The organism is Kitasatospora sp. NPDC008050 (assembly GCF_042957465.1).
In the GTDB taxonomy this organism is placed as follows: Bacteria; Actinomycetota; Actinomycetes; order Streptomycetales; family Streptomycetaceae; genus Kitasatospora.
This window is the reverse complement of record NZ_JBIBIJ010000001.1, coordinates 723,528-749,418: the sequence shown is the minus strand read 5'-3', so window position 1 is coordinate 749,418 and position 25,891 is coordinate 723,528. Positions and strand designations below refer to the sequence as shown.

Annotated in this window: 20 protein-coding genes; 19 read left to right on the top strand and 1 reads right to left on the bottom strand. The window is 71.7% G+C overall.

The window, feature by feature from the left end; translation table 11 throughout:
• Positions 1-5: 5 nt before the first annotated feature.
• On the bottom strand, positions 6-881 hold the full coding sequence (locus ACFZB9_RS03245) for a hypothetical protein (protein WP_391443252.1): 876 nt from the start codon (positions 879-881) through the stop codon (positions 6-8).
• A 149-nt stretch (positions 882-1,030) separates the two neighbouring features.
• On the opposite strand from ACFZB9_RS03245, the gene ACFZB9_RS03240 reads away from it, so the two are divergent.
• The 19 genes from ACFZB9_RS03240 to ACFZB9_RS03150 all read left to right on the top strand — a co-directional run bounded on the left by ACFZB9_RS03240 (position 1,031) and on the right by ACFZB9_RS03150 (position 25,861).
• Positions 1,031-3,694 (top strand): valine--tRNA ligase, encoded by a 2,664-nt coding sequence (locus tag ACFZB9_RS03240; protein ID WP_391443250.1) that lies wholly within the window; start codon positions 1,031-1,033, stop codon positions 3,692-3,694.
• 242 nt (positions 3,695-3,936) lie between these two features.
• Entirely contained in the window at positions 3,937-4,443 is a 507-nt protein-coding gene (locus ACFZB9_RS03235; protein WP_391443249.1) for a hypothetical protein, read from the top strand.
• Positions 4,444-4,491: 48 nt separating this feature from the next.
• Complete coding sequence (locus ACFZB9_RS03230; RefSeq protein ID WP_391443326.1) at positions 4,492-5,964, top strand: bifunctional folylpolyglutamate synthase/dihydrofolate synthase; 1,473 nt, start codon at positions 4,492-4,494, stop codon at positions 5,962-5,964.
• A gap of 2 nt (positions 5,965-5,966) precedes the next feature.
• A complete protein-coding gene (locus ACFZB9_RS03225) occupies positions 5,967-6,329 on the top strand; it encodes a DUF4233 domain-containing protein (protein WP_391443247.1) in 363 nt (120 codons plus the stop codon).
• A 118-nt stretch (positions 6,330-6,447) separates the two neighbouring features.
• Positions 6,448-6,861 (top strand): nucleoside-diphosphate kinase, encoded by a 414-nt coding sequence (gene ndk, locus ACFZB9_RS03220; protein ID WP_391443246.1) that lies wholly within the window; start codon positions 6,448-6,450, stop codon positions 6,859-6,861.
• Positions 6,862-7,177: 316 nt separating this feature from the next.
• Positions 7,178-8,203 carry a rod shape-determining protein gene (locus tag ACFZB9_RS03215; RefSeq protein ID WP_281404108.1) on the top strand — a complete coding sequence of 342 codons (1,026 nt, stop codon included), beginning with the start codon at positions 7,178-7,180 and terminating at the stop codon, positions 8,201-8,203.
• A gap of 46 nt (positions 8,204-8,249) precedes the next feature.
• Positions 8,250-9,215, top strand: a complete 966-nt coding sequence (mreC, locus tag ACFZB9_RS03210; protein ID WP_391443244.1) for a rod shape-determining protein MreC — start codon at positions 8,250-8,252, stop codon at positions 9,213-9,215.
• 3 nt (positions 9,216-9,218) lie between these two features.
• On the top strand, positions 9,219-9,836 hold the full coding sequence (gene mreD, locus ACFZB9_RS03205) for a rod shape-determining protein MreD (protein WP_391443243.1): 618 nt from the start codon (positions 9,219-9,221) through the stop codon (positions 9,834-9,836).
• A 49-nt stretch (positions 9,837-9,885) separates the two neighbouring features.
• A complete protein-coding gene (gene mrdA / locus ACFZB9_RS03200; RefSeq protein ID WP_391443241.1) occupies positions 9,886-12,093 on the top strand; it encodes a penicillin-binding protein 2 in 2,208 nt (735 codons plus the stop codon).
• The gene (gene rodA, locus ACFZB9_RS03195; protein ID WP_391443240.1) at positions 12,090-13,292 is read left to right on the top strand and encodes a rod shape-determining protein RodA; all 1,203 of its coding nucleotides are present in this window, start codon (positions 12,090-12,092) and stop codon (positions 13,290-13,292) included. The genes mrdA and rodA overlap by 4 nt, the downstream gene beginning before the upstream one ends.
• Positions 13,293-13,399: 107 nt before the next feature.
• Entirely contained in the window at positions 13,400-15,325 is a 1,926-nt protein-coding gene (locus ACFZB9_RS03190) for a TIGR03960 family B12-binding radical SAM protein (protein ID WP_391443238.1), read from the top strand.
• Between the two features lie 201 nt (positions 15,326-15,526).
• Entirely contained in the window at positions 15,527-16,330 is an 804-nt protein-coding gene (locus tag ACFZB9_RS03185) for a TIGR03936 family radical SAM-associated protein (protein ID WP_391443237.1), read from the top strand.
• Between the two features lie 423 nt (positions 16,331-16,753).
• Positions 16,754-20,323, top strand: a complete 3,570-nt coding sequence (locus ACFZB9_RS03180) for a ribonuclease E/G (RefSeq protein ID WP_391443235.1) — start codon at positions 16,754-16,756, stop codon at positions 20,321-20,323.
• Between the two features lie 229 nt (positions 20,324-20,552).
• A complete protein-coding gene (gene rplU / locus ACFZB9_RS03175) occupies positions 20,553-20,867 on the top strand; it encodes a 50S ribosomal protein L21 (protein WP_327069218.1) in 315 nt (104 codons plus the stop codon).
• A gap of 16 nt (positions 20,868-20,883) precedes the next feature.
• Complete coding sequence (gene rpmA, locus ACFZB9_RS03170) at positions 20,884-21,141, top strand: 50S ribosomal protein L27 (RefSeq protein WP_030309712.1); 258 nt, start codon at positions 20,884-20,886, stop codon at positions 21,139-21,141.
• A gap of 98 nt (positions 21,142-21,239) precedes the next feature.
• Positions 21,240-22,730 carry a GTPase ObgE gene (gene obgE / locus ACFZB9_RS03165; protein ID WP_391443234.1) on the top strand — a complete coding sequence of 497 codons (1,491 nt, stop codon included), beginning with the start codon at positions 21,240-21,242 and terminating at the stop codon, positions 22,728-22,730.
• Between the two features lie 86 nt (positions 22,731-22,816).
• Positions 22,817-23,971, top strand: coding sequence for a glutamate 5-kinase (gene proB / locus ACFZB9_RS03160; protein WP_391443233.1), 1,155 nt, complete (start codon positions 22,817-22,819; stop codon positions 23,969-23,971).
• 58 nt (positions 23,972-24,029) lie between these two features.
• Positions 24,030-24,482: a hypothetical protein gene (locus tag ACFZB9_RS03155; protein ID WP_391443231.1), complete on the top strand. Its 453-nt coding sequence runs from the start codon at positions 24,030-24,032 to the stop codon at positions 24,480-24,482.
• An 86-nt stretch (positions 24,483-24,568) separates the two neighbouring features.
• Positions 24,569-25,861 (top strand): glutamate-5-semialdehyde dehydrogenase, encoded by a 1,293-nt coding sequence (locus tag ACFZB9_RS03150; RefSeq protein WP_391443229.1) that lies wholly within the window; start codon positions 24,569-24,571, stop codon positions 25,859-25,861.
• Positions 25,862-25,891: the final 30 nt, after the last annotated feature.

Here is a 25,891-nt window from a genome sequence, read left to right as displayed (position 1 = left end):
GTGGGCTACTTCGCCACCACCATGGCGTCGTGGATCGCCTCGGTCTTCTTGGCGGCGTCGGCCGGTGCGAGGGTCACCAGCTTGATCCCGTTCAGCTTCGCGAAGCTGACACTGGCGATGGTGGAGCGGCTGGCCCAGACGCAGACCGACTGGCCGCCGGAGTCCGGGGCGCCGGGGATCTTGAAGTCCAGCACGCCGCACTTGAGCGTGGCGTCGTCCTTGTTGCTGCCGCCGGAGTAGCTGCTCAGCGGCGTGGTCCAGGTGGCGCCGCTCTGCGTCAGCTGGCTGGAGAAGTTGGCGATCGCCTTGTCCGGGTCGCCCAGCTTGCCGTAGTCGCCGCCGACCGTGATGGTGTCGGTCGGGTCGGCGTCACTGGCGTAGCTGGCCGACAGGGCGGTGACGTCGCTGCCCAGGGTCGCGCTCTTGGCGGGGTCCGCCGGCGCGCTCTTGGCGCTCTTCTGGGTGTAGCCGCCGGCCAGCGTCTGCGGCGCGGCGAGCTTGTAGCTGCCGGCCGCGGCGGAGCTTGTCAGCTTGTAGGCGGCGAAGCCGCCACCGCCCAGCACCAGGGCGCCGATCACCACGCCGACCACCACACCGGCCTTGCCCTTCTTGGGCGCCGGCGGCGGATAGCCACCCGCGTACTGCGGCTGCTGGCCCCAACCGGCCTGCGGCTGCGGCGGGTAGGGCTGCTGCGGCGGCACGCCGTACCCCGGCTGGGGCTGTCCGTAGCCGGGCTGCGGCTGGCCGTACCCCGGCTGGGGCTGGCCATAGCCGGGCTGGGGCTGGCCGTACCCGGGCTGCGGCTGCCCGTACGGCGGCTGTCCGTAGCCGGGCTGCGGCTGGCCCTGCGGCGGATACTGCGGCTGACCCTGGCCGTACATGCGCTCTCGCTCCCCCGCCGCCTGCGCGGCGCAACACCCGTGCTCCACCGGCCTGGCCGGGCTCGGGCGACCGTGTGTCCGAGCACCGGCACGCTATCGCACAGCGCGCGGGCGCAGGGCACGACCTCCGGTTCCGTAAACTGTTCGGCGTGACCGACAAGACGAACCAGCGCCCCACCGACGACACGTCCGAGGGCAACTCCACGGACGTGTCCGTGGACAACGCCGCAGCCCTCCCGACCACCTACGCCCCGGGCGAGGTAGAGGGCGAGCTGTACGAGCGCTGGGTATCGCGCGGTTACTTCACCGCCGACGCCAAGAGCGACAAGCCGCCGTACACCATCGTGATCCCGCCGCCGAACGTGACCGGTGCGCTGCACCTGGGCCACGCCTTCCAGCACACCCTGATGGACGCCCTGACGCGCCGTAAGCGGATGCAGGGCTACGAGGCGCTCTGGCTGCCGGGCATGGACCACGCCGGCATCGCCACCCAGAACCGGGTGGAGCAGCAGCTCGCCGCCTCCGGCCAGTCCCGCCACGACCTGGGCCGCGAGGCCTTCGTCGAGAAGGTGTGGGAGTGGAAGGAGAACTACGGCGGCAAGATCCTGGGCCAGATGCGTCGTCTGGGCGACGGCGTGGACTGGTCGCGGGAGCGCTTCACCATGGACGAGGGCCTCTCGCGCGCCGTCCAGACCATCTTCAAGAAGCTCTTCGACGACGGCCTGATCTACCGCGCCGAGCGCATCATCAACTGGTGCCCGCGCTGCCTGACCGCGCTCTCCGACATCGAGGTCGAGCACGAGGACAGCCCCGGCGAGCTGGTCTCGATCCGCTACGGCGACGGTGACGACTCGATCGTGGTGGCCACCACCCGCGCCGAGACCCTGCTGGGCGACACCGCGGTGGCCGTCCACCCGGACGACGAGCGCTACCAGCACCTGATCGGGCGCACCATCGCGCTGCCGCTGACCGACCGCCGGATCCCGGTGGTCGCCGACGCGCACGTCGACCCGGAGTTCGGCACCGGCGCGGTCAAGGTGACCCCCGCGCACGACCCCAACGACTTCGCCATCGGCCAGCGGCACAACCTGCCCAACCTGAGCGTGATGGACGAGCGCGGCGTGATCACCGTGCACGGTCCCTTCCTCGGCCTGGACCGCCTGGAGGCGCGCTCGGCCGTGGTCGGCGAGCTGCGTGAGCAGGGGCGGATCGTCGCCGAGAAGCGCCCCTACATGCACGCGGTGGGCCACTGCTCGCGCTGCCACACCATCGTCGAGCCGCGGCTGTCGCTGCAGTGGTGGGTCAAGGTCGAGCCGCTGGCCCAGGCGGCCGGCGATGCGGTCCGTGACGGCCGGGTCCAGATCCACCCGAAGGAGATGGAGCGCCGCTACTTCGACTGGGTCGACAACATGTACGACTGGTGCATCTCGCGCCAGCTCTGGTGGGGTCACCGGATCCCGGTCTGGTACGGCCCGGACGGTGAGGTCGTCTGCGTCGGCCCCGACGAGCAGGCGCCCACCGGTGAGGGCTGGACCCAGGACCAGGACGTGCTGGACACCTGGTTCTCCAGCGGCCTGTGGCCCTTCTCCACCCTGGGCTGGCCCGAGCAGACCCCGGACCTGGAGAAGTTCTACCCGACCGACGTGCTGCTCACCGGCCACGACATCATCTTCTTCTGGGTCGCCCGGATGATGATGTTCGGCCTGTACGCGATGGACGGCCAGGCGCCGTTCCACACCATCGCGCTCACCGGTCTGGTCCGTGACCAGTTCGGCAAGAAGATGTCCAAGTCGAACCCGAACGCGGTCGACCCGCTGGACTGGATGGACGCCTACGGCGCCGACGCGGTCCGCTTCACGCTGGCCAACGGCGCCAACCCCGGTGCGGACGTGCCGATCGGCGAGGAGTGGGTCAAGGGCTCGCGCAACTTCTGCAACAAGATCTGGAACGCCACCCGGTTCGCGCTGATGAACGGCGCCACCATCGAGGGCCCGCTGCCGGCGCCCGAGGAGATGACCGCGGCGGACCGCTGGATCCTGTCCCGGCTGAACGAGACCGTGGCCCAGGTCGACGCGCTCTACGACGACTACCAGTTCGCCAAGCTCTCCGACGCGCTCTTCCACTTCGCCTGGGACGAGGTCTTCGACTGGTACGTCGAGCTCTCCAAGACCACCCTGGCCAAGGGCGGCCCGCAGGCCGATGCCGCGCGCCGGGTGCTGGGCGAGGTGCTGGACGTGACGCTGCGGCTGCTGCACCCGGTCGTCCCGTTCGTCACCGACGCGCTGTGGACCACGCTGACCGGTGCCGAGTCGCTGGTGATCGCCGAGTGGCCGAAGGACAGCGGTTTCCGTGACGCCGCCGCCGAGGCGGAGATCGCCACCGTTCAGCAGGTGGTCACCGAGGTCCGCCGGTTCCGCTCCGACCAGGGCCTCAAGCCGGGCCAGAAGGTCCCGGCCGCACTGGAGTTGGGCGGCACGGTGCTGGGGGCGCACGAGGACGCGATGCGCTCGCTGCTGCGTCTGACCCAGCCCGAGGAGGGCTTCGCGGCCACCGCCTCGCTGCCGGTGGCCGGTGCCACGGTGGCGCTGGACCTGTCCGGCACCATCGATGTGGCCGCCGAGCGCAAGCGCCTGGAGAAGGACCTCGCGGCTGCCGAGAAGGAGCGCACCCAGACCGCGGCCAAGCTCGGCAACGAGGGCTTCCTGGCCAAGGCTCCGGAGGACGTGGTGGTGAAGATCCGCGCCCGCCAGCAGGCGGCCGAGGCCGACATCGCCCGGATCACCGCGCAGTTGGCCGGCCTGCCCAAGGCCTGACCCGAGCCGGCCCAGGCCGGGCCGTCGACGTAGCACGCCACTGGCCGCACCCTCAACCGGGGTGCGGCCAGTGGCGTTTCGGTTTGGAATCGGGCGAGGAATTTCTGATTGCCTTTAATCCGTGACCGGCTTTTTCCGTTCTTCTGCCACTTCTTGCGGCCAGGTCCGGTGACCTGCGAAGGCGTCCCGTATACGGTGTGCTGAAGTTCCGAGTACGGGCACTCGTGAAGGGAAGGCAGGGCATGGTGACAGCGCACAAGTTGGCCGGCGAACTTCCTGCGCAGCGGGTCGAGGAGGCAAAGGGGCGGGCCGCGGCATTGTTGCTCGCGTTCCGGCACGGCAATCAGGTCGCCTTCGACGCGGCCCTGGACCGGCTGCTGGACGACCGGGCCGAGCGCGAGGTGGTCACCCTGCTCGCCTGGGTCGCGGCCGAGGCGGTGCGCAAGGCCTATGCCCCCGAGGTCGGCGACCGGGTGCTGCGCGCCCTGGCCCGCCGGGCGCCGCAGGGGGAGATCGGGGTGCTGGTGGACGAGGAGTCGGCGGACGCGGCGCGGCTGATCGAGGCCGTGCGGGGCGGTCAGGTGGCCGCGGTGCGACAGCTGGTGGCCGCCACCCCGGACACCACCTTCCTGCTCGGCGGCCTGCTCCAGGCGGTCGCCATGATGCTGCCGCTGGTCCCCGAGGACGAGGTGGACGAGGTGCTCGCCGAGTTGCGCCTGCGGCAGAGCCCGGTGCCGGCCGCGGTCTGAACCCCGTCCGCACGCGTGAGTGCGCCGCCGGGCCGAGGACGCGCCGCAATCACACCGGCACACCGGCACACCGGCGGCCCCGCGGCGGGCGGACGGGCTCCGCGCTCGTACACTGGGCGGGTGAGCAGCACCGCCGGGCCGAACCCGTACACCAGCCGTCCCACTAACGCGGAGGCCGGCGACCAGCCGACCGGTCTGCACGAGGTCGAGGCCGAGCTGGCCCGGCGTTGGCCGGAGAACAAGCTCGAACCCTCGCTGGACCGGATCGCGGCGCTGATGGACATCCTCGGCGAGCCGCAGCGCTCCTACCCGTCCATCCACATCACCGGCACCAACGGCAAGACGTCCACGGCTCGGATGGTCGAGCAGCTGCTGAACGCCTTCGAACTGCGCACCGGGCGCTACACCAGCCCGCACGTGGAGTCGGTGACCGAGCGGATCAGCCTGGACGGGCAGCCGATCAGCGTCGAGAAGTTCGTCGAGACCTACAACGACATCGAGCCCTACATCAGGATGGTGGACGAGCGGCAGCCCGTCGCGCTCTCCTTCTTCGAGGTGCTCACCGCCATGGCGTACGCGGCCTTCGCCGACGCGCCGGTGGACGTGGCCGTGGTCGAGGTCGGCATGGGCGGCACCTGGGACGCCACCAACGTGATCGACGCCGCCGTCTCCGTGCTCACCCCGGTCTCGCTGGACCACACCAAGTTCCTGGGCACCACCACCGGTCAGATCGCCACCGAGAAGGCCGGGATCATCAAGCCCGAGGCCCTCGCGGTGGTCGCCCAGCAGCCGCTGGACGCCGCCGAGGCGATCCTGGCGCGCTCGGTCGAGGTCGGCGCCACGGTGGCCCGCGAGGGCATGGAGTTCGGTGTGCTGGGCCGCGAGGTCGCGGTCGGCGGGCAGGTGATCACCCTGCGCGGACTGGGCGGGGCCGAGTACAGCGACATCTTCATCCCGCTGCACGGCGAGCACCAGGCGCACAACGCGGCCCTCGCGCTGGCCGCGGTGGAGGCGTTCTTCGGCATCGGCGCGGCCCGCGAGCACCAGCTGGACGTCGACAAGGTGCGCCACGCCTTCACCGGCGTCAGCTCGCCCGGTCGCCTCGAAGTGGTCCGGCGCAGCCCCACCATCCTGCTGGACGCCGCGCACAACCCGGCCGGTGCCCAGGTCGCCGCGGCCGCGGTCGGCGAGGCCTTCGCTTTCAACCGGCTCGTCGGGGTGATCGCCACCAGTGGCGACAAGGACGTCACCGGCCTGCTGGAGGCCTTCGAACCGATCCTGGCCGAGGTGGTGATCACCGAGAACTCCACCCACCGGGCGATGCCGGTCGACCAGCTCGCGGCCCAGGCCGTGGAGATCTTCGGCGAGGACCGGGTGCAGGTGGAGCCCCGGCTGGACGACGCGATCGACGCCGCCGTGGCGCTGGCCGAGGCGGAGGGCGACCTCACCGGCTCCGGGGTGCTGATCACCGGCTCGGTGATCACCGTGGGCGAGGCCCGCCTGCTGCTCGGGAGGAAGTGACGATGCGTACGCTCTGTGCGTCCACGCTCATCGGCGAGGTCTTCGTGGTGCTCTTCGCGGCCTGTGTCGCGATGAAGATGACGGACGTCTCGACCGCGGTGATCTGGGGGGTCAGCGGGGCGGTGATGCTCGGCTGCGTGCTGCTGTGCGGCATGATCACCCGCCGTGGCGCCGTGCCGATCGGCTGGGCGCTCCAGCTGGGCCTGATCGCCACCGGGCTGCTGCTGCCGACCATGTACGCGCTGGGCGTGATCTTCGCCGGCCTCTGGTGGTGCTCGGTGCACTACGGCCGCAAGATCGACGTCATCAAGGAGGAGCGCAGTAAGGCGGAGCGCGAGCGCCAGACGGTCGGCGTCCCCGCCTGACCGGCCGCCGGGAGCGGCTGCGGCTTCGCGGTGGCGGTCGCTGACCCGCTGTTCACGCAAGGTAACCTCTGGGGCAGTGGCATACACCATTTAGCCCCGAAACCTCTGGAGCCGCACCGTGACCCAGCGCACTCTCGTCCTGCTCAAGCCCGACGCCGTCCGCCGTGGTCTGACCGGTGAGATCATCAGCCGGATCGAGCGCAAGGCGGGCTGGCAGCTGGCCGCCGTCGAGCTGCGCACCTTCGACCGGGCGACGCTGGAGACGCACTACGCCGAGCACCTCGGCCGTCCGTTCTACGAGCCGCTGCTCGAGTTCATGACCTCCGGCCCCTCGCTCGCGCTGATCGTCGAGGGCGAGAACGTGATCCCGGGCGTGCGCGCGCTGGCCGGCGCCACCGACCCGCTGGCCGCGGGCCCCGGCACCATCCGTGGCGACTTCGCCACGATCACCCGGGAGAACCTGATCCACGCCTCGGACTCGGAGGCCTCGGCCGAGCGCGAGATCAAGATCTTCTTCCCCGCCTACGCCTGACGTGACATCACGGCGGCCCGCGGTTGGCCGAGCCGGTCAGGCTCAGCCAACCGTGGGAATCTGATCCTCAAATATGGAACTCAATAGTCCGACACGGCGTCCCAATCCGGGGAGAACCGATCCTGCGACGGAGAATGGACGCCAAGCCCATCCCGCCGACCAGTTCGCCGGGCGTGGCTACGATGGAGGCACCCTACGGGCCCGAACGGCCCGTCGCGCGCGGTTCGCGCGCTGCTGTGCGGGCCTCGTGTGAGGCTCAACTCCCTGCCCATGACATCCAGTTCGGGAAGGCGTTCCACACTCCATGGCCAACAATCTGTCGTTCATCGGCCGTGACCTGGCGATCGACCTCGGCACTGCCAACACGCTGGTGTACGTCAGGGGCAAGGGGATCGTCCTGAACGAGCCGTCAGTCGTGGCGGTCAACACCAACACCGGCGGCATCCTGGCGGTCGGGTCCGAGGCGAAGAAGATGATCGGGCGTACGCCCGGCAACATCATCGCCATCCGCCCGCTCAAGGACGGCGTGATCGCCGACTTCGAGATCACCCAGCGGATGCTGCGGTACTTCATCCAGAAGATCCACCGCCGCCGCTACCTGGTCCGCCCGCGGGTCGTGGTCTGCGTGCCCAGCGGCATCACCGGCGTCGAGCGCCGCGCCGTGGTGGAGGCCAGTCACCTGGCCGGCGCCCGCCAGGTGCACATCATCGAGGAGCCGATGGCCGCCGCGATCGGCGCTGGCCTGCCGGTCCACGAGGCCACCGGCAACATGGTGGTGGACATCGGCGGCGGCACCACCGAGGTCGCGGTCATCTCGCTGGGCGGCATCGTCACCGCGCAGTCGATCCGGGTGGCCGGCGACGAGCTGGACAACGCGATCGTCCAGCACATCAAGAAGGAGTACTCGCTGCTGCTCGGCGAGCGCAGCGCCGAGCAGATCAAGATGAGCATCGGCTCGGCCTGGGGCTCGGAGAACGAGAAGGACGAGCACGCCGAGATCCGCGGCCGGGACCTGGTCAGCGGCCTGCCGAAGACCGTGGTGATCTCCGCCGCCGAGGTCCGCGAGGCGATCGACGAACCGGTCAACTCGATCATCGACGCCGTCAAGACCACCCTGGACCAGTGCCCGCCGGAGCTGGCAGGCGATGTGATGGACCGCGGCGTGGTGCTCACCGGTGGCGGCGCGCTGCTGCGCGGGCTGGACGAGCGGCTGCGCCGGGAGACCGGGATGCCGATCCACATCGCGGAGAACCCGCTGGACTCGGTGGCGCTCGGTTCGGGCCGCTGCGTCGAGGAGTTCGAGGCCCTGCAGCAGGTACTGGACGCGCAGCCGCGTCGTTAGACACCCCGTCAGACCCGACACATCCAGAAGGGGCAGCCCCGTCGCCGTGAGGGACACACGAGAGAGCCGACTGCTGCTCATCCTGTTGGTGGCCGTAGCCTTCGCGCTGATCACCGTGGACATCAAGGGCGGCGAGAGCTCCCCGCTGAACGGCGCCCGCCGCACCGCCGCCGACCTGTTCGGTCCGGTGGAGCGCGGCGCCGCGGGGGCCGTCGACCCGATAGCCCGCACGGTGCGGGCGATCCGCGACTCCGGCACCGAGCAGCAGCGGCTGGACCAGATCGGCGCCGAGAACACCGAGCTGCGCCAGAAGCTGGCCTCCTCGGACACCGCCACCGGGCGGACCAAGCAGCTGGACGACATGCTGCGCACCGCCGGGGCCGGCGGATACACCATCAAGGCCGCGCAGGTGATCGCCATCGGCGCGGCCCAGGGCTTCTCCTGGACCATCACCATCGACGCGGGCAGCGACGACGGCCTGCAGCGGGACATGACCGTGATCAACGGCCAGGGCCTGGTCGGCCGGGTCACCACGGTCGCCCCGACCACCGCCACGGTGCTGCTCGCCACCGACCCCGGCTTCACCGCCGGCACCCGGATGGAGGGCACCGGCGAGATCGGCTTCGCGGCCGGTCAGGGCCAGGGCCCGATGAAGGTGCAGCTGCTCAACGGCAAGGCGCAGGTCAAGCCGGGCGACCGGCTGGTCACCTTCGGCTCGCAGAACGGGCGTCCGTTCGTGCCGGGCGTGCCGGTGGGCACGGTCACCCAGGTACAGGCCACCCCGGGCGAGCTGACCAAGACCGTGCTGGTCGATCCGTTCGTCTCCTTCACCCGGCTCGACCTGGTCGGGGTGGTCGTGGTGCCGCCGCGCACCGACCCCAGGGACTCCGTGCTGCCACCGGCCCCGCCGAGCCCCACCCCCGTGGCGCCCGCCCAGCCGCCCGCCGCACCCGCGGCGCAGCCCTCGGGCGCCCCGCAGCAGCCGTCCGACTCGCCGACCGGGGGGAACTGACCGATGGTCATCAAGCGCGCCCTGCTCTCCGCCGTCCTGGTCCTGCTCGCCCTGCTGCTGCAGGTCAGCGTGCTGGGCCGGCTGCAGCTGCCCGGGGCCACCCCGGACCTGCTGCTGCTCGTGGTGGTCGGCCTCGGCCTGGTCTTCGGCCCCTCCGGCGGCTGCCTGACCGGCTTCAGCGCCGGGCTGCTGGCCGACCTGGCCCCGCCCTCCGACCACGCGATCGGCCGCTACGCGCTGGTGCTCTGCCTGATCGGCTACGCGGCCGGGCTGCTGCGGGCCGAGCCGGGCCGACCGCGCTCGGTGCTGGTGCCGCTGCTGGTGGTGGCCGGTGCCGCGGTGGTCTCCACGGTGCTCTACGCGGCGGTCGGCGCACTGGTCGGCGACACCGCCGCCCGGCACGTCGGACTGCCCTCGCTGATGGGCACCGCGCTCCTCTACGACCTGCTGCTGGCCCCCTTCGTGGTGCCCGCGGTGATGCTGCTGGCCCGCTGGGCGGACCCGTCGGGGTCGAGCGGCGAGGTGACCGGGCCGGGCCTTGGCACCATCGCCCGCTACCGCACCACCCGGGAGTCCTCCGGACTGCCGGCCGGCGGTCGCAAGATCCGGATCAAGTCCTGATAGCCGGCCGGCCCACTACCGACCACCTCTCAAGCGGGGAGTCCTCGAGGTGAGCAACATCCCGGAGACCGGTCGCACCCGCCGGGTGACGATCCGTCTGGTCGTTCTGCAGATCCTGGTGCTCTCGCTGCTCGCCACCCTCGGCGGCCGGCTGTGGTACCTGCAGATCCGCAACGGCAGCCAGTACACCGCCCAGGCCTCCAACAACCACATCCGTGAGGTGGTCTCACCGGCGATCCGCGGCGAGCTCCTGGACGCCGACGGCCGGGTGCTGGCCGGCAACCAGACCAAGCTCGTGGTCTCGGTCAGCCGCACCTCGCTGCTGGAGCAGAAGGACCACGGCAAGGCGGCACTGACCAAGCTGGCCCAAGTGCTCGGGATGAACCCCAAGGACGTCCAGGACAAGGTCCGGCTCTGCGACGCCAAGACTCCGCAGCCCTGCTGGAACGGCTCGCCCTACCAGCCGATCCCGGTGACCGACCAGGCCACCACCCAGCAGGCGATGCAGATAATGGAACGCCGCGAGGACTTCCCCGGCATCACCGCCCAGCCCACCGCCGTGCGCCAGTACCCGGGCCCGGACGGCGCCAACATGGCCCAGGTGCTCGGCTACCTGTCGCCGGTCACCGACGACGAGGTCACCAAGAGCGCGAACCAGAGCGGCAAGAACAAGTACCTGCCCAGCGACCAGATCGGCCGGGCCGGCCTGGAGTCGGTCTACGACAACGACCTGCGCGGCACCACCGGCGTGGACCGGCTGGAGGTGGACAACCTCGGCCGGGTGATCGGCAGCGCCGGCAGCACCCCCGCCCAGCCCGGCGACAACGTGGTGACCAGCCTGGACGCCCGGGTGCAGAAGGTGGTCGAGGACAACCTGCTGCAGGCGATGAAGGACGCCCGCAACACCTATGACACGGTGACCAACCAGAACTTCGTGGCCGATTCCGGCGCGGCCATAGTGATGGACGTGCACACCGGTCGGATCATCGCGATGGCCAGCGCCCCGACCTACGACCCCAACCTCTGGGTCGGCGGCATCTCCGCCAAGGACTACGCCGGACTGACCGGCCAGGACAGCAACTACCCGCTGCTCAACCGGGCCATCCAGGGCCAGTCGGCACCCGGCTCGACCTTCAAGGTGGTCTCCACCAGCGCCGCCGTGCAGGCCGGCTACTCGCTGGACGGCCACTACCCGTGCCCGTCGAGCCTGACCATCGGCGGCCGCGAGTTCAAGAACTTCGAGGGCGAGTCGGCCGGTGACATCTCGCTGGAGAAGGCGCTGGAGATCTCCTGCGACACCGTCTTCTACGGCCTGTCCTACGACCAGTGGATGAAGGACGGCGGCACCAAGCCCAAGTCCGACCCCGCCGACTGGTTCTACAAGACGGCCCACCAGTTCGGCCTCGGCGCCAAGACCGGCATCGACCTGCCGGCCGAGGTCCCGGGCCGGGTGCCCGACCGGCAGTGGAAGACCGACTTCTTCAACGCCAACAAGGACGCCTGGTGCAAGCAGGCGGCCGGCGGCGGCACCGACTACGCCACCCAGATCGCCCGCGAGAACTGCGTGGACGGCAACGTGCTGCGTGCCGGTGACTCGGTCAACTACGCGATCGGTCAGGGCGACACGCTGGTCACCCCGATCCAGATGGCCACCATCTACTCGGCGATCGCCAACGGCGGCACCCTCTACCGCCCCACCGTCGCCAAGGCCGTCGTCACCCCCAGCGGCCAGCTGGTGCGCGACATCGACCCGCACGTGGACGGCAAGCTGCCGGACGACGACAAGACCCTGCAGTACATCGACCAGGCCACCGCCGGCGTCATCACCGAGGGCACCGCGGCCTGGAAGTTCACCGGCGCGGGCTGGCCGCAGGACAAGATCCAGCTGCACGCCAAGACCGGTACCGCCGAGGTCTACGGCAAGCAGACCACCTCCTGGCTGACCACCTACAGCAAGGACTACGCGGTGGTCATGACGATCAGCCAGGGCGGCACCGGCTCGGGCGGCTCCGGTGACGCGGTCCGCCGGATCTACCAGGCGCTGTACGGCGTGGACGACAAGGGCAACATCGACCAGAGCAAGGCGCTGCTGCCCAGTCCGCAGACCGACCTGCCCAAGTTCAACCCGGACGGCACCGCCATCCTCAAGTCGGTCGCCTTCGCCGACATCCCGCCGGTGCCGGCCCGGTCGGCCGTCTACACCGATCTGTACGCGCTGGAGCCGGCGCAGCGCGGCGTCGGAAGGAGCCGGGCATGACCTCCTCCTACAGCTCCTACCGCCAGCTGCGGTTCTCGCCGCAGCGCGGTCCACTGGCCCGGGCACTGGCCAAGGACGCCCCGCTGCGCCGGCTGGACTGGGTGATAATCCTGGCCGCGCTGGCGCTGTCGCTGGGCAGCTCGATGCTGGTGTGGTCGGCGACCCGGGGACGCGACTCGCTGACCCACGGTGATCCGCAGTACTTCCTCTACCGGCACCTGACCAACCTGGTGATCGGCGTGGTGCTCTGTGCCGGTGCCATCGCGATAGGGCACCAGCGGATCCGCGCCGCGGTGCCGGTCCTCTACGCGCTCTCCATCCTGATGCTGCTGGCCACGCTCAGTCCGCTGGGCTCGACCATCAACGGCGCGCACTCCTGGATCCAGTTCGGCGGCGGATTCTCGATCCAGCCGGCCGAGTTCGCCAAGCTGGCCATCGTGCTCGGGATGGCCATGGTGCTCTCCTCCCGGGTGGACACCGGCGAGCGGGAGATACCGCCTGGGCGCACCGTGCTCCAGGCGCTGGTGCTGGGCGGGCTGCCGATCTGCATCGTGCTGCTGATGCCCGACCTCGGCTCGGTCATGGTGATGGTGGTGACCATCCTGGGCATCCTGCTGGCCTCCGGGGTGGCCAACCGGTGGATCTTCGGTCTGCTGGCCACCGGCGGGCTCGGCGCCGCGGGCGTCTGGAAGCTGCACGTGCTGAGCAAGTACCAGATCGACCGCTTCGCGGCCTTCGCCAACCCGGCGCTGGACCCGTCGGGCGTGGGCTACAACACCGCTCAGGCCCGGATCGCGATCGGCTCCGGCGGCCTGACCGGCAAGGGCCTGTTCCACGGCACCCAGACGATAGGGCAGTTCGTCCCCGAGCAGCAGACCGACTTCGTCTTCACGGTCGCGGGGGAGGAGCTGGGCTTCGTCGGCGGGCTGGGGATCATCCTGCTGGTCGGGGTGATCCTCTGGCGCGCCTGCCGGATCGCCCGCCAGGCCACCGACCTGTTCGGCACCGTGGTGGCGGGCGGCGTGATCGCCTGGTTCGCCTTCCAGTCCTTCGAGAACATCGGCATGACCCTGGGCATCATGCCGGTGGCCGGCATCCCACTGCCCTTCGTCAGCTACGGCGGTTCCTCGATGTTCGCGGGCTGGATCGCCATCGGGCTGCTGCAGGCGGTCCGCACCCAGCGGCCGATAGCGATCTGAGGCGCGGCCCGGGCGGTGGCGGCCACCGTCCGGGCCAGCGTGGCCGACCTTCCGGCCACGCTACCCTTGAGGGTCATCCCCTCCGTCAAGCCAAAGGGTTTCGCCGCATGCCAGTCGAATCGGTCTTCCCACGCCTGGAGGCCCTCCTCCCGCACGTCCAGAAGCCGATCCAGTACGTCGGCGGCGAGCTCAACTCGACCGTCAAGGAGTGGGACTCCTGCGACGTCCGCTGGGCGCTGATGTACCCGGACGCGTACGAGGTCGGGCTGCCCAACCAGGGCGTCATGATCCTCTACGAGGTGCTGAACGAGCGCGAGGGCGTGCTGGCCGAGCGGACCTACAGCGTCTGGCCGGACCTGGAGGCCCTGATGCGCGAGCACCAGGTCCCGCAGTTCACCGTGGACGCGCACCGCCCGGTCAAGGCCTTCGACGTGTTCGGGCTCTCGTTCTCCACCGAACTCGGCTACACCAACATGCTGGCCGCGCTGGACCTGGCCGGCATCCCGCTGGAGGCGGCCGACCGCACCGACGAGGACCCGATCGTGCTGGCCGGCGGCCACGCCGCCTTCAACCCCGAGCCGATCGCGGACTTCATCGACTGCGCGGTGGTCGGTGACGGCGAGCAGGCCGTGCTCGACATCACCGAGATCGTCCGGGCCTGGAAGGCCGAGGGCCGCCCCGGCGGCCGCGAGGAGCTGCTGCTGCGCCTGGCCAGGACCGGCGGGGTCTACGTGCCGCGGTTCTACGACGTCGAGTACCTGCCGGACGGCCGGATCGCCCGCGTGGTCCCCAACGCCCCCGGCGTGCCGTGGCGGGTCTCCAAGCACACCGTGATGGACCTGGACGAGTGGCCCTACCCCAAGCAGCCGCTGGTCCCGCTCGCCGAGACGGTGCACGAGCGGATGTCCGTGGAGATCTTCCGCGGCTGCACCCGCGGCTGCCGCTTCTGCCAGGCCGGCATGATCACGCGCCCCGTGCGGGAGCGAAGCATCACCGGCATCGGCGAGATGGTGGAGCGCGGGCTGAAGGCGACCGGCTTCGAGGAGGTCGGCCTGCTCTCGCTCTCCTCCGCCGACCACACCGAGATCGGCGACATCGCCAAGGGCCTGGCCGACCGGTACACCGAGGACAAGATCGGCCTGTCGCTGCCCTCCACCCGGGTCGACGCCTTCAACATCGACCTCGCCAACGAGCTGACCCGCAACGGCCGGCGCTCCGGCCTCACCTTCGCCCCCGAGGGCGGCAGTGAGCGGATCCGCAAGGTGATCAACAAGATGGTGTCGGAGGAGGACCTGATCCGCACCGTCGCCGCGGCCTACGGCAACGGCTGGCGCCAGGTGAAGCTGTACTTCATGGTCGGCCTCCCGACGGAGACCGACGAGGACGTGCTGCAGATCGCCGAGATGGCGAAGAACGTCATCCAGAAGGGCCGCGAGGTCACCGGGCAGAACGACATCCGCTGCACGGTCTCCATCGGCGGTTTCGTGCCCAAGCCGCACACGCCCTTCCAGTGGGCCCCGCAGCTGTCCGCCGAGGCCACCGACGCCCGGCTCGCCAAGCTGCGCGACGCGATCCGCCAGGACCGCAAGTACGGCAAGAACATCGGCTTCCGCTACCACGACGGCAAGCCCGGCATCGTCGAGGGCCTGCTCTCCCGCGGCGACCGCCGCACCGGCAGGATCATCCGCGCGGTCTACGAGGACGGCGGCCGCTTCGACGGCTGGCGCGAGCACTTCTCCTTCGACCGCTGGATGCAGGCCGCCGAGAAGGGCCTGAGCGGCACCGGCGTCGACGTCGAGTGGTACACCACCCGCGAGCGCGCCTACGAGGAGGTGCTGCCCTGGGACCACCTGGACAGCGGCCTCGACAAGGACTGGCTCTGGGAGGACTGGCAGGACGCACTGGAGGAGGTCGAGGTCGACGACTGCCGTTGGACCCCGTGCTTCGACTGTGGCGTCTGTCCGCAGATGGATACAAGTATTCAAATCGGTCCGACGGGCAAGAAGCTGCTGCCCCTGACGGTGCTGAAGTAGTCCCGAGCGAGCGGTAACGGGGCCACCGGGCTGAGCTGCGACACGAGGGGTGGGTACGGGCGCGTACCCTTGCTCCTTGACAGAGTCCATCACCCGGTGGCCCCAGCTGTACCCGGCCACCAGCCCTGGACGCGACTTCTCCCGAAGGACTGAGCGACCCTGGCACGCCGCACGCCCGACGGTCCGCCCCCCGCGCCGACGGTGCAGCGCATTCGACTGCGCTACACCAAGCGGGGCCGTCTGCGCTTCACTAGCCACCGCGACTTCCAGCGCGCCTTCGAGCGGGCCCTGCGCCGATCCGCCGTCCCGATGGCGTACTCGGCCGGGTTCACCCCGCACCCCAAGGTGTCCTACGCCAATGCTGCCCCGACCGGGGTGGCCAGCGAGGCGGAGTATCTGGAGATCGGCCTGGCCGACTTCCGGGACCCGCAGGCGCTGCGCGCGCAGCTGGACGAGTCGCTGCCGACCGGGCTGGACATCGTGGACGCCGTCGAGGTACGCACCCCGAACTTCGTGGAGCGGCTGGAGGCCTCGCTCTGGGAGCTTCGGCTGCCGCAGGTGACCGAGGAGGCCGCAGGCCGGGCGGTGGAGCTGTTCCTGGCGGCCGAGCGGGTCGAGGTCCAACGCCAGACGAAGAATGGGCTAAGGGTCTTCGACGCGCGCGAGGCCGTCGCCCGGCTGGAAATCGTTCCGGCGCAGGTCGGCGTTGGTCCGGTCGGGGAATCCACAGCCACCTCCGATGTTCGTACCGGTCAGGCCTGTGCGATACTGCGCCTGGTAGTACGACACGCCACACCCGCCGTACGACCAGACGACGTTTTGTCCGGTCTCCGGGCGACGGCTGACCTGGCGCTGCCGGTCCCCGCAGAGGTGACCAGGCTGGCGCAGGGGCCGCTCGACGAGGAGATCGGCACGGTGACCGACCCGCTGGCGCTCGACCGCGCTGCGGCCCCGGCCGTCCCTACAGAGGCGGCCGTTGAGCCGCAGTCCGCAGCGTCCGCCTAGCGGGCGGAGGCGAGGACCGGATTAACCGCCCGGTGCTGCGCGCTCCAGGCCCCCGCGGCTCCCCAGGGGAGCGAGCGTCGTCGCGCACAGGCCACTTCTGTGGTGGCCCCTCGACCCGCCGGGTCGGCGGGCCCCAGGAGAACCACGCCGCCTTCGGGCCGGTGGGGCCCGCCCCGGGAGCCACCCTGGGTTGTGGGGCCGCGCAGCTTGGGAAAACCTGAGAACACTGGCCAGACCAGAAGACTTTTCGACACCCCGCACCGTGCGGGGCGCCGAGCGAGACTACGAGCCCCTGTGCGGCCTCGCGTTCGCACGGCGGCACCGTGGAGAGTCGGCCTGGGCGCCGAAGCGCCCCGGGCCGGCCACCGGTGCCGGGCCGTGCCCGGATGCGGAGCCCGGGGGCCTGACGGGAGATCCACCCGCATGCCTGAGAACAACGATTCGCAGCGAGACGAAGCAGCACAGAACAGCGGCGAGCCGATCGGCGACGCCGCCCCGCCGCGCCGCCGGCGCCGCGCCGTGTCGCGCCCGGCCGGAACCCCGCAGGGGGCGGCCACCGAGGGCGCCGAGACGGTCATCCCGGTCGAGACCGTGACCGCGTCCACCCCCGCCGCCGAGCCGGCGGCCGAGCCCGTCCAGGCCGAGGCGCCGGTGCGGGCGCGTCGGACGCGTAAGCGGGTGGAGGCGCCGGTCGCCAGCCCCGCCGCCGCTGAGGAGGCCCCGGCCCCGGCTGAGGAGGCCGCTGCCCCGGCGCCGGTCGTCGAGGAGCCGGTGGCGGAGAAGCCGGTGCGGGCACGCCGGACCCGTAAGCGGGCGGAGGCGCCGGTCGCCAGCCCCGCCGCCGCTGAGGAGGCCCCGGCCCCAGCTGAGGAGGCCGCTGCCCCGGCGCCGGTCGTCGAGGAGCCGGTGGCGGAGAAGCCGGTGCGGGCACGCCGGACGCGCAAGCGGGTGGAGGCGCCGGTCGCCAGCCCCGCCGCCGTCGAGGAGGCCCCGGCCGAGGAGGAGCCCACCGAGGAGCCGTCGGCTGCCGCGGAGCCCGCCGCCGCCGCCGCTCCGGCCCCCGAGGCCGAGCAGCACACCGAGGCCCCCCGCGCCCGCCGTCGCGCCGTGCGCCCGGCCACCGCGGTCTTCCAGGCCCCGGTCTTCCAGGAGCCCACCGCCTACGTCGCCCCGGCCGCCGCGCCGCAGCAGCCGGCCGCCACGCCGGCGCCCGCGCCCGCCGAGCCGGTGGCCGCCGCCGCGCCTGCCGCGTCGGCAGCGTCCGAGGACGACGAGTACGAGTACAGCGGCGTCGGCCGCCGCCGCCGGGGCCGCCAGGCGGTCCGGATCGGCACCGGCGCCTCGGGCCGCTCGACCGCGCAGAGCCGCAAGGCCGCGGTTGCCGCGGTCACCGCCACCCCGCCGCGCCCGGCCGCCGTGGAGACCCCCGCGCCGGCGCCCGCGCCCGCCGAGCCGGTGGCCGCCGCCGCGCCCGCCCAGGGCCCCGAGCAGGAGAGCGACTGGGAGGAGGACGGCCGTCCGTCCTCGCGTCGCCGTCGCCGCGGTGGCCGTCGCCGCCGTCGTGGTGAGGCCGAGGAGTTCGAGACCGAGGGCCAGGAGACCGAGCAGCCCACGGCGGCCGCCGGCGCCGAGTCCGCCGCTGCCGCCGCAGCTGCCGAGTTCGCTGAGAGCACCGAGCCGGACGAGGACGAGGAGGACGACCTGGCCGGTGGCCTGGCCTCCTCGCGCCGCCGTCGCCGCCGTCGCCGCCGCAGCGGGGACACCGGGGTCGAGGTCGCCGAGACCGCCGACGAGGACGGTGTCCGCACGGTCGTGAAGGTGCGCGAGCCGCGCCGTCGCTCCACCGAGCCGTCCTTCGACCCGGACGAGGTGCAGTCCATCAAGGGCTCCACCCGCCTGGAGGCCAAGAAGCAGCGCCGCCGCGAGGGCCGCGAGCTGGGCCGCCGCCGGGTGCCGATCATCACCGAGGCCGAGTTCCTGGCCCGCCGCGAGTCGGTCGAGCGCGTGATGGTGGTCCGCCAGAACGGCGAGCGCACCCAGATCGGCGTCCTGGAGGACGGCGTCCTGGTCGAGCACTACGTCAACAAGGAGCAGGCCACCTCCTACGTCGGCAACGTCTACCTGGGCAAGGTCCAGAACGTGCTGCCGTCCATGGAGGCCGCCTTCGTCGACATCGGCAAGGGCCGCAACGCGGTGCTCTACGCCGGTGAGGTCAACTTCGGCCAGCTCGGCCACAGCGGTCCGCGCCGGATCGAGTCGGTGCTCAAGTCCGGCCAGTCCGTGCTGGTCCAGGTCTCCAAGGACCCGATCGGCCACAAGGGCGCCCGTCTGACCAGCCAGATCTCGCTGCCCGGCCGCTACCTGGTCTACGTGCCCGAGGGCTCGATGACCGGCATCAGCCGCAAGCTGCCGGAGAACGAGCGGGCCCGCCTGAAGCAGATCCTCAAGAAGATCGTGCCGGACGACGCGGGCGTCATCGTGCGCACCGCCGCCGAGGGCGCGAGCGAGGAGGAGCTCACCCGCGACGTGCAGCGCCTGCAGCAGCAGTGGGAGGAGATCCAGAAGAAGGCGGCCGGCGGCAACGCGCCGACCCTGCTCTACGGCGAGCCGGACATGACCGTCCGGGTGGTCCGGGACATCTTCAACGAGGACTTCAGCAAGGTCATCGTCTCCGGCAACGACGCGTGGAACACCATCCACGAGTACGTCGGCGGCGTGGCCCCCGACCTGGTGGACCGGCTGCAGAAGTGGACGTCCAACGTCGACGTCTTCGCCACCTACCGGATCGACGAGCAGCTGATGAAGGCGCTGGACCGCAAGGTCTGGCTGCCCAGCGGCGGTTCGCTGGTGATCGACCGGACCGAGGCGATGGTCGTGGTCGACGTCAACACCGGCAAGTTCGTCGGCCAGGGCGGCAACCTCGAGGAGACCGTCACCCGCAACAACATCGAGGCGGCCGAGGAGATCGTCCGCCAGCTGCGGCTGCGCGACCTCGGCGGCATCATCGTGATCGACTTCATCGACATGGTGCTGGAGTCCAACCGCGACCTGGTGCTGCGCCGTCTGCTGGAGTGCCTGGGCCGGGACCGGACCAAGCACCAGGTGGCCGAGGTCACCTCGCTGGGCCTGGTGCAGATGACCCGCAAGCGGGTCGGCCAGGGCCTGCTGGAGTCCTTCTCCGAGTCCTGCGTGCACTGCAACGGGCGCGGCGTGATCGTCCACATGGAGCAGCCGACCGCCCCCGCGGGCGGGGGTGGCCCGGTGGGCACCTCGGGCGAGAGCGTCAGCAAGCGCCGTCGCCGCGGCAAGGGCGGGACCGGGCAGGAGGAGCCGCAGCCGTTCCTGGTCGAGGACCAGATGGCAGCCGAGCACGAGCACGAGGAGTTCGAGCTGGTCGCTCCGCAGGCTCCGGCCGCCGAGGCTCCGGTCGCCCGGGCCGCCGAGGCCGAGGCCGCCGAGCCCGCCGCCGAGGCCCCGGTCGCCGAACAGCCCAGCCTGGTGGAGATCCCGCCGGCCGCCGCCCCGGTGGCCGGTCGCACCCGCCGCCGTGCGGTGCGCAAGGCGACCGCTTCGGCCGGTGCGCCGGGCGAGGCCGAGATCGTGGTGCTGCAGTCGCGCGCCGAGGCCGTCGTGGAGGCCGCGCTGGCCGCCGCCGCCCCGGTGGTGGCCGAGCAGCTCACCGAGGCCGCCGAGGAGGCCGCCGAGGCCGAGCAGCCCGAGGCCGAGCAGCCCGCGTCCGAGGAGGCCGCTGCCGAGGCCGAGGGCGCCGAGCCCGCCGCCGAGGAGGAGGCCGCGCCGAAGAAGCGCGCACCGCGCAAGGCCGCCGCCAAGAAGACCACGGCGACGGCGGCCAAGAAGACCACCACCGCCGCCGCCAAGAAGACGACGGCGACGGCGGCCAAGAAGACCACCGCCCGCAAGACCGCTACCAAGCGGACCAGCGCGGCGGCCAAGAAGGCAGCCGCTGCCGAGGGTGATTCGGCGGCGGAGTGACCCGGGACGCGGGGTGGCCATGGTCACCCCGCGTCCTGTACGGCCGGTTTGCCCAGGGGGCTCGCGGTCCGTATTCTTGACCTTCGGCGTGTCTACGCCACGCTCCCGAGCACATCACCTCCCGCCTCGCTCACGATTTCGTTCGCGAGAAGGGTGGGGGAGGCCGCTGTGTCCATACCCAGTGGCTGGCATCGAGAGTTCCGCACCGAGTAAGGAAAGCAGGTACCGCATGTACGCGATCGTTCGCGCCGGCGGCCGCCAGCACAAGGTCGCCGTGGGTGACGTGCTGGAGATCGACCGTGTTGACGTCAAGCCGGGTGACTCGGTGGAGCTCTCGACCATCCTGGTCGTCGACGGCGAGGCCGTCACCTCCGACCCGTGGGTGCTGGCCGGTGTGAAGGTTCACGCCGAGGTCGTCGACCACACCAAGGGCGACAAGATTGTCATCCTTCGGTACAAGAACAAGACCGGCTACCGTCGGCGCCAGGGTCACCGTCAGCGCCACACCGCCATCCGCATCACCAGCATCGACACCGCGAAGTAAGTAAGGGGATAGCGAGATGGCACACAAGAAGGGCGCAAGCTCTACCCGCAACGGTCGTGACTCGAACGCCCAGCGCCTCGGCGTGAAGCGCTTCGGCGGCCAGGTTGTCAGCGCCGGCGAGATCCTCGTCCGCCAGCGTGGCACCCACTTCCACCCGGGTGCGGGCGTCGGTCGCGGTGGCGACGACACCCTGTTCGCGCTGACCGCCGGTGCGGTTCAGTTCGGCACCCGTCGCGGCCGCAAGGTCGTCAACATCGTGGCCGTCGAGGCCTGATCCAGCTCTTCCGCTGGATCCTGTGCAGGGTGGATCGGGTCTCTCCGGTCCACCCTGCACGCTTTTCTCCACCCTGTCGCTAACTGGAGGCACACCCCATGACCACCTTCGTGGACCGCGTCGAACTGCACGTCGCCGCGGGTAACGGAGGCCACGGCTGCGCCTCCGTTCACCGGGAGAAGTTCAAGCCGCTCGGCGGCCCGGACGGCGGCAACGGCGGGGAGGGCGGCAGCGTCACCCTGGTGGTCGACGCCAACGTGACCACCCTGCTCGAGTACCACCACTCGCCCAAGCGCAAGGCCCAGAACGGCAAGCCGGGCGCCGGCGGCCACCGGACCGGGTCCACCGGCGAGAGCATCGTGCTGCCGGTGCCGGACGGCACCGTGGTGCTCGACAGGCAGGGCAATGTGCTCGCCGACCTGGTCGGCCACGGCACCAGCTTCATCGCGGCCGCCGGCGGCCGCGGCGGCCTGGGCAACTCGGCGCTGGCCTCGGCCCGCCGCAAGGCCCCCGGCTTCGCACTGCTCGGTGAGCCGGGCGAGGCCCGCGACATCGTGATGGAGCTCAAGTCCGTCGCCGACGTCGCCCTGGTCGGCTACCCGAGCGCCGGCAAGTCCTCGCTGATCTCGGTGCTCTCCGCCGCCAAGCCGAAGATCGCGGACTACCCGTTCACCACGCTGGTCCCCAACCTCGGTGTGGTCACCGCCGGTGACAACGTCTACACCATCGCCGACGTGCCCGGGCTGATCCCCGGCGCCAGCCAGGGCAAGGGCCTGGGCCTGGAGTTCCTGCGCCACGTCGAGCGCTGCTCGGTGCTGGTGCACGTGCTGGACTGCGCGACCCTGGAGCCCGGCCGCGACCCGCTCACCGACCTGGAGACCATCGAGGCCGAACTCGCCCAGTACGGCGGTCTGGAGGACCGGCCGCGGCTGGTGGCGCTGAACAAGGTGGACGTCCCGGACGGCCAGGACATCGCCGACCTGACCCGTGCCTCGCTGGAGGAGCGCGGCTACCGGGTCTTCGAGGTCTCCGCCGCCTCCCGTTCCGGGCTGCGCGAGCTGAACTTCGCGCTGGCCGGGATCGTCGCCGAGGCGCGGGCCGCCAAGCCGATCGAGGAGTCGACCCGGATCGTGCTGCGGCCCAAGGCCGTGGACGACGCGGGCTTCACCGTCACCGAGGAGGACGGCGCCTTCCGGGTGCGCGGCGTCAAGCCGGAGCGCTGGGTGCGCCAGACCGACTTCAGCAACGACGAGGCCGTCGGCTACCTGGCCGACCGGCTCGCCCGCCTCGGTGTCGAGGACCAGCTGTGGAAGGTCGGCGCCCAGGAGGGTGACACCGTCATCATCGGTCCCGACGAGAACGCGGTCGTCTTCGACTGGGAGCCGACCATGGCCGCCGGCGCCGAGATGCTGGGCCGCCGCGGCGAGGACCACCGCTTCGAGACCCCGCGCCCGGCCGTCGACCGCCGCCGCGACAAGGCGAAGGGCCGCGACGCCGCCGAGGACGAGTTCCTCGCCTTCGAGGCGCTCTCCTCCGGCCGCCCGTCGGCCATCGACTCCGGCGAGGCCGGCGACGACGAGGACGAGTAGTCCACCGGGTGAAACCCGCTTCGGTCCGGTCCGGTCGTTCGCGTAGATTGCGCGAAGGACCGGACCGGACCAGCGAGGATTAGTACATGAGCGATCAGACACCCCAGCCGGATCCGACGCTGCGTCAGGATGTGCTGTCGGCACGGCGGATCGTCGTCAAGGTCGGTTCCTCCTCGCTCACCACCGCGGCCGGCGGGCTGGACGCGGACCGGGTGGACGCGCTGGTCGACGCGCTGGCCAAGACCCTCACCGGGCCCGCGTCGCCCGAGGTGGTGCTGGTCTCCTCCGGGGCGATCGCGGCGGGCCTGGCGCCGTTGGGGCTGGCCAGGCGGCCGGGGGACCTGGCCCGTCAGCAGGCCGCCGCCAGCGTCGGCCAGGGCCTGCTGGTGGCGCGCTACACCGCCTCCTTCGCCCGCTACGGCCTGCGGGTGGGCCAGGTGCTGCTCACCGCCGAGGACGCGAGCCGGCGCGCGCACTACCGCAACGCCTACCGCACCCTGGACCAGCTGCTGGCGATGGGCGCCGTCCCGGTGGTCAACGAGAACGACACGGTGGCCACCGCCGAGATCAAGTTCGGCGACAACGACCGGCTGGCCGCCCTGGTGGCCCACCTGGTCCGGGCCGACCTGCTGATCCTGCTCTCCGACGTGGACGGCCTCTACGACGGCGACCCCGGCAAGCCCGGCACCCGGCGGATCGCCGAGGTGCGCGGCCCGCAGGACCTCGAAGGCGTCGAGATCGGCAGCACCGGCAAGGCCGGGGTCGGCACCGGCGGCATGGTGACCAAGGTCGAGGCGGCCCGGATCGCCACCGGGGCCGGGATCCCGGTGGTGCTCACCGCCGCCCGGCACGCCGCCGACGCGCTGGCCGGGCGTCCCACCGGCACGCTCTTCACCCGCACCGGTGCGCGCACCGCGGACCGGCTGCTCTGGCTGGCCCACGCCAGCAGCCCGCGCGGCGCCCTGCACCTCGACGAAGGCGCGGTGCGCGCGGTGGTGGAGGGCGGCAAGTCGCTGCTGCCCGCGGGCGTCACCAAGGTGGACGGCGAGTTCGCCGCGGGTGATCCGGTGGACCTTCTTGCCGAAAACGGCCACATCATCGCCCGTGGCCTGGTCAACTTTGATGCGAGGGAGTTGCCGCGCCTGCTCGGCCGGTCGACCCGGGACCTTGCCCAGGAGCTCGGTGCCGCCTACGAGCGCGAGGTCATCCACCGGGACGACCTGGTGGTGCTGCGCGGTTGACGGCCCGTCCGGTCGCGGCGGGGCCGGGGACAATCCAGCGTCGAACAGGAGGCCGCCGGTGGGACGCAGGGGCGACCGAACGCTACCCGAGCCGACCGGGGAGGGCGGCGCCACCGTCCGTCGGCTGCACCCGGCGACCGGCGGCGCCGAGCGGGCCGAGACCGTCGAACAGGGCCGGCTCTGGCACGTGGTGCTCAGCGTGTCCGGTGAGGTGACCGCACTGGCCGGTCTGCGGGCGGGGCTGGAGCGGCTCGCCCATGACCACTCGTTCTTCCTGACGGCCCGCTACGCCGCCGACCACGCCGAGATCCGCTACTGGGAGCAGGCCCGCGATCTGCACGACGCGGCGGCCATCGCGCTGCGGCTGTGGGGCGAGCACAAGGCCAGCGCCAAGCTGCCGCCCTGGGAGATCGTCGGCCTGGAGGTGGTGGACCGGGCCACCTACCACCAGCGGGTCGCCGAGGGCTTCGGCGAGCCCACCGCGCAGCTGGGCGGGGTGCACCCGTACTGAGCCGGCCGCCGGGCCCGGCCGCGCGGTCCGTCTCACTGGGTGACGACGGTGCGGGGCGGGGCCGTCCAGTCGTTACCCTTCAGGGCATGACCATCGACAGCCCCGTCCTCGCCACCGCGCGCCGCGCCCGTACGGCCGCCGCCGCACTCGCCCCGCTGCCGCGCTCGGCCAAGGACGCCGCGCTGCTGGCGATCGCCGACGCACTGATCGCCAGGGCCGGCGAGATCACCGCGGCCAACGCCGAGGACGTCGAGCGGGCCAGGGCGGCCGGCACCGCCGAGTCGGTGCTCGACCGGCTGACCCTGACCGAGGAGCGGATCGCCGCGATCGCCGCCGATGTGCGCGACGTGGTCGGCCTGCCCGACCCGGTCGGCGAGGTGGTGCGCGGCTACACGCTGCCCAACGGCCTGGACGTGCGCCAGGTCCGGGTCCCGCTCGGCGTGGTCGGCATCATCTACGAGGCCCGCCCGAACGTCACGGTGGATGCCGCCGCGCTCTGCCTCAAGTCCGGCAACGCGGTGCTGCTGCGCGGCTCGGCCTCCGCCTACCGCTCCAACACCGCGCTGGTCGCGGTGCTGCGCGAGGCGGTCGCCGCCGCCGGGCTGCCGGCCGATGTGATCCAGCTGGTGCCGGGGGAGACCCGCGAGTCGGTGACCGAGCTGATGCGCGCCCGCGGCCTGGTCGACGTGCTGATCCCGCGCGGCGGCGCCTCGCTGATCAAGACGGTGGTGGAGGGTTCCACCGTTCCGGTGATCGAGACCGGCACCGGCAACTGCCACGTCTACGTGGACGCGCAGACCGACCTCGCGATGGCGGTGGGCATCCTGCTCAACTCCAAGGCGCAGCGGGTGAGCGTCTGCAACGCGGCGGAGACCCTGCTGGTCCATCAGGACGTGGCCGAGGAGTTCCTGCCGCCGGCGCTGGCCGCCCTCGCCGAGGCGGGGGTGACCGTGCACGGCGACGAGGCGGTGCTGAAGCTGGCCGCGCACTCGCCCGCCACCGTGCTGCCGGCCACCGACGAGGACTGGGCCGCCGAGTACCTGTCGCTCGACCTGGCGGCCGCCGTGGTGCCCTCGCTGGAGGCCGCCGTCGAGCACATCCGCCGCTGGTCCTCCGGGCACACCGAGGCGATCGTGACCACTTCGCAGAGCGCCGCGCGCCGCTTCACCCAACTGGTCGACGCGACCACCGTCGCGGTCAACGCCTCCACCCGGTTCACCGACGGGGGTGAGTTCGGTTTCGGCGCCGAGATCGGCATCTCCACCCAGAAGCTGCACGCCCGCGGGCCGATGGGCCTGCCGGAGCTGACCTCGACCAAGTACATCGTCACTGGTGACGGTCATGTCCGCGGCGAGGCCACCCAGACTGTCGGCGGCTGATCGGCCGACTCCGGTCGAGCTCAAGTGCCG

What these genes read in the sequence shown, in the direction of transcription:
- mreD (WP_391443243.1), top strand. Translation starts at nt 9,219, where the DNA reads ATGGTCATCAAGCGCGCCCTGCTCTCCGCCGTCCTGGTCCTGCTCGCC.
- rodA (WP_391443240.1), top strand. Translation starts at nt 12,090, where the DNA reads ATGACCTCCTCCTACAGCTCCTACCGCCAGCTGCGGTTCTCGCCGCAG.
- rplU (WP_327069218.1), top strand. Translation starts at nt 20,553, where the DNA reads ATGTACGCGATCGTTCGCGCCGGCGGCCGCCAGCACAAGGTCGCCGTG.
- ACFZB9_RS03190 (WP_391443238.1), top strand. Translation starts at nt 13,400, where the DNA reads ATGCCAGTCGAATCGGTCTTCCCACGCCTGGAGGCCCTCCTCCCGCAC.
- rpmA (WP_030309712.1), top strand. Translation starts at nt 20,884, where the DNA reads ATGGCACACAAGAAGGGCGCAAGCTCTACCCGCAACGGTCGTGACTCG.
- ACFZB9_RS03245 (WP_391443252.1), bottom strand. Translation starts at nt 881, where the DNA reads ATGTACGGCCAGGGTCAGCCGCAGTATCCGCCGCAGGGCCAGCCGCAG.
- ACFZB9_RS03235 (WP_391443249.1), top strand. Translation starts at nt 3,937, where the DNA reads ATGGTGACAGCGCACAAGTTGGCCGGCGAACTTCCTGCGCAGCGGGTC.
- ACFZB9_RS03225 (WP_391443247.1), top strand. Translation starts at nt 5,967, where the DNA reads ATGCGTACGCTCTGTGCGTCCACGCTCATCGGCGAGGTCTTCGTGGTG.
- ACFZB9_RS03150 (WP_391443229.1), top strand. Translation starts at nt 24,569, where the DNA reads ATGACCATCGACAGCCCCGTCCTCGCCACCGCGCGCCGCGCCCGTACG.
- proB (WP_391443233.1), top strand. Translation starts at nt 22,817, where the DNA reads ATGAGCGATCAGACACCCCAGCCGGATCCGACGCTGCGTCAGGATGTG.
- ACFZB9_RS03180 (WP_391443235.1), top strand. Translation starts at nt 16,754, where the DNA reads ATGCCTGAGAACAACGATTCGCAGCGAGACGAAGCAGCACAGAACAGC.
- obgE (WP_391443234.1), top strand. Translation starts at nt 21,240, where the DNA reads ATGACCACCTTCGTGGACCGCGTCGAACTGCACGTCGCCGCGGGTAAC.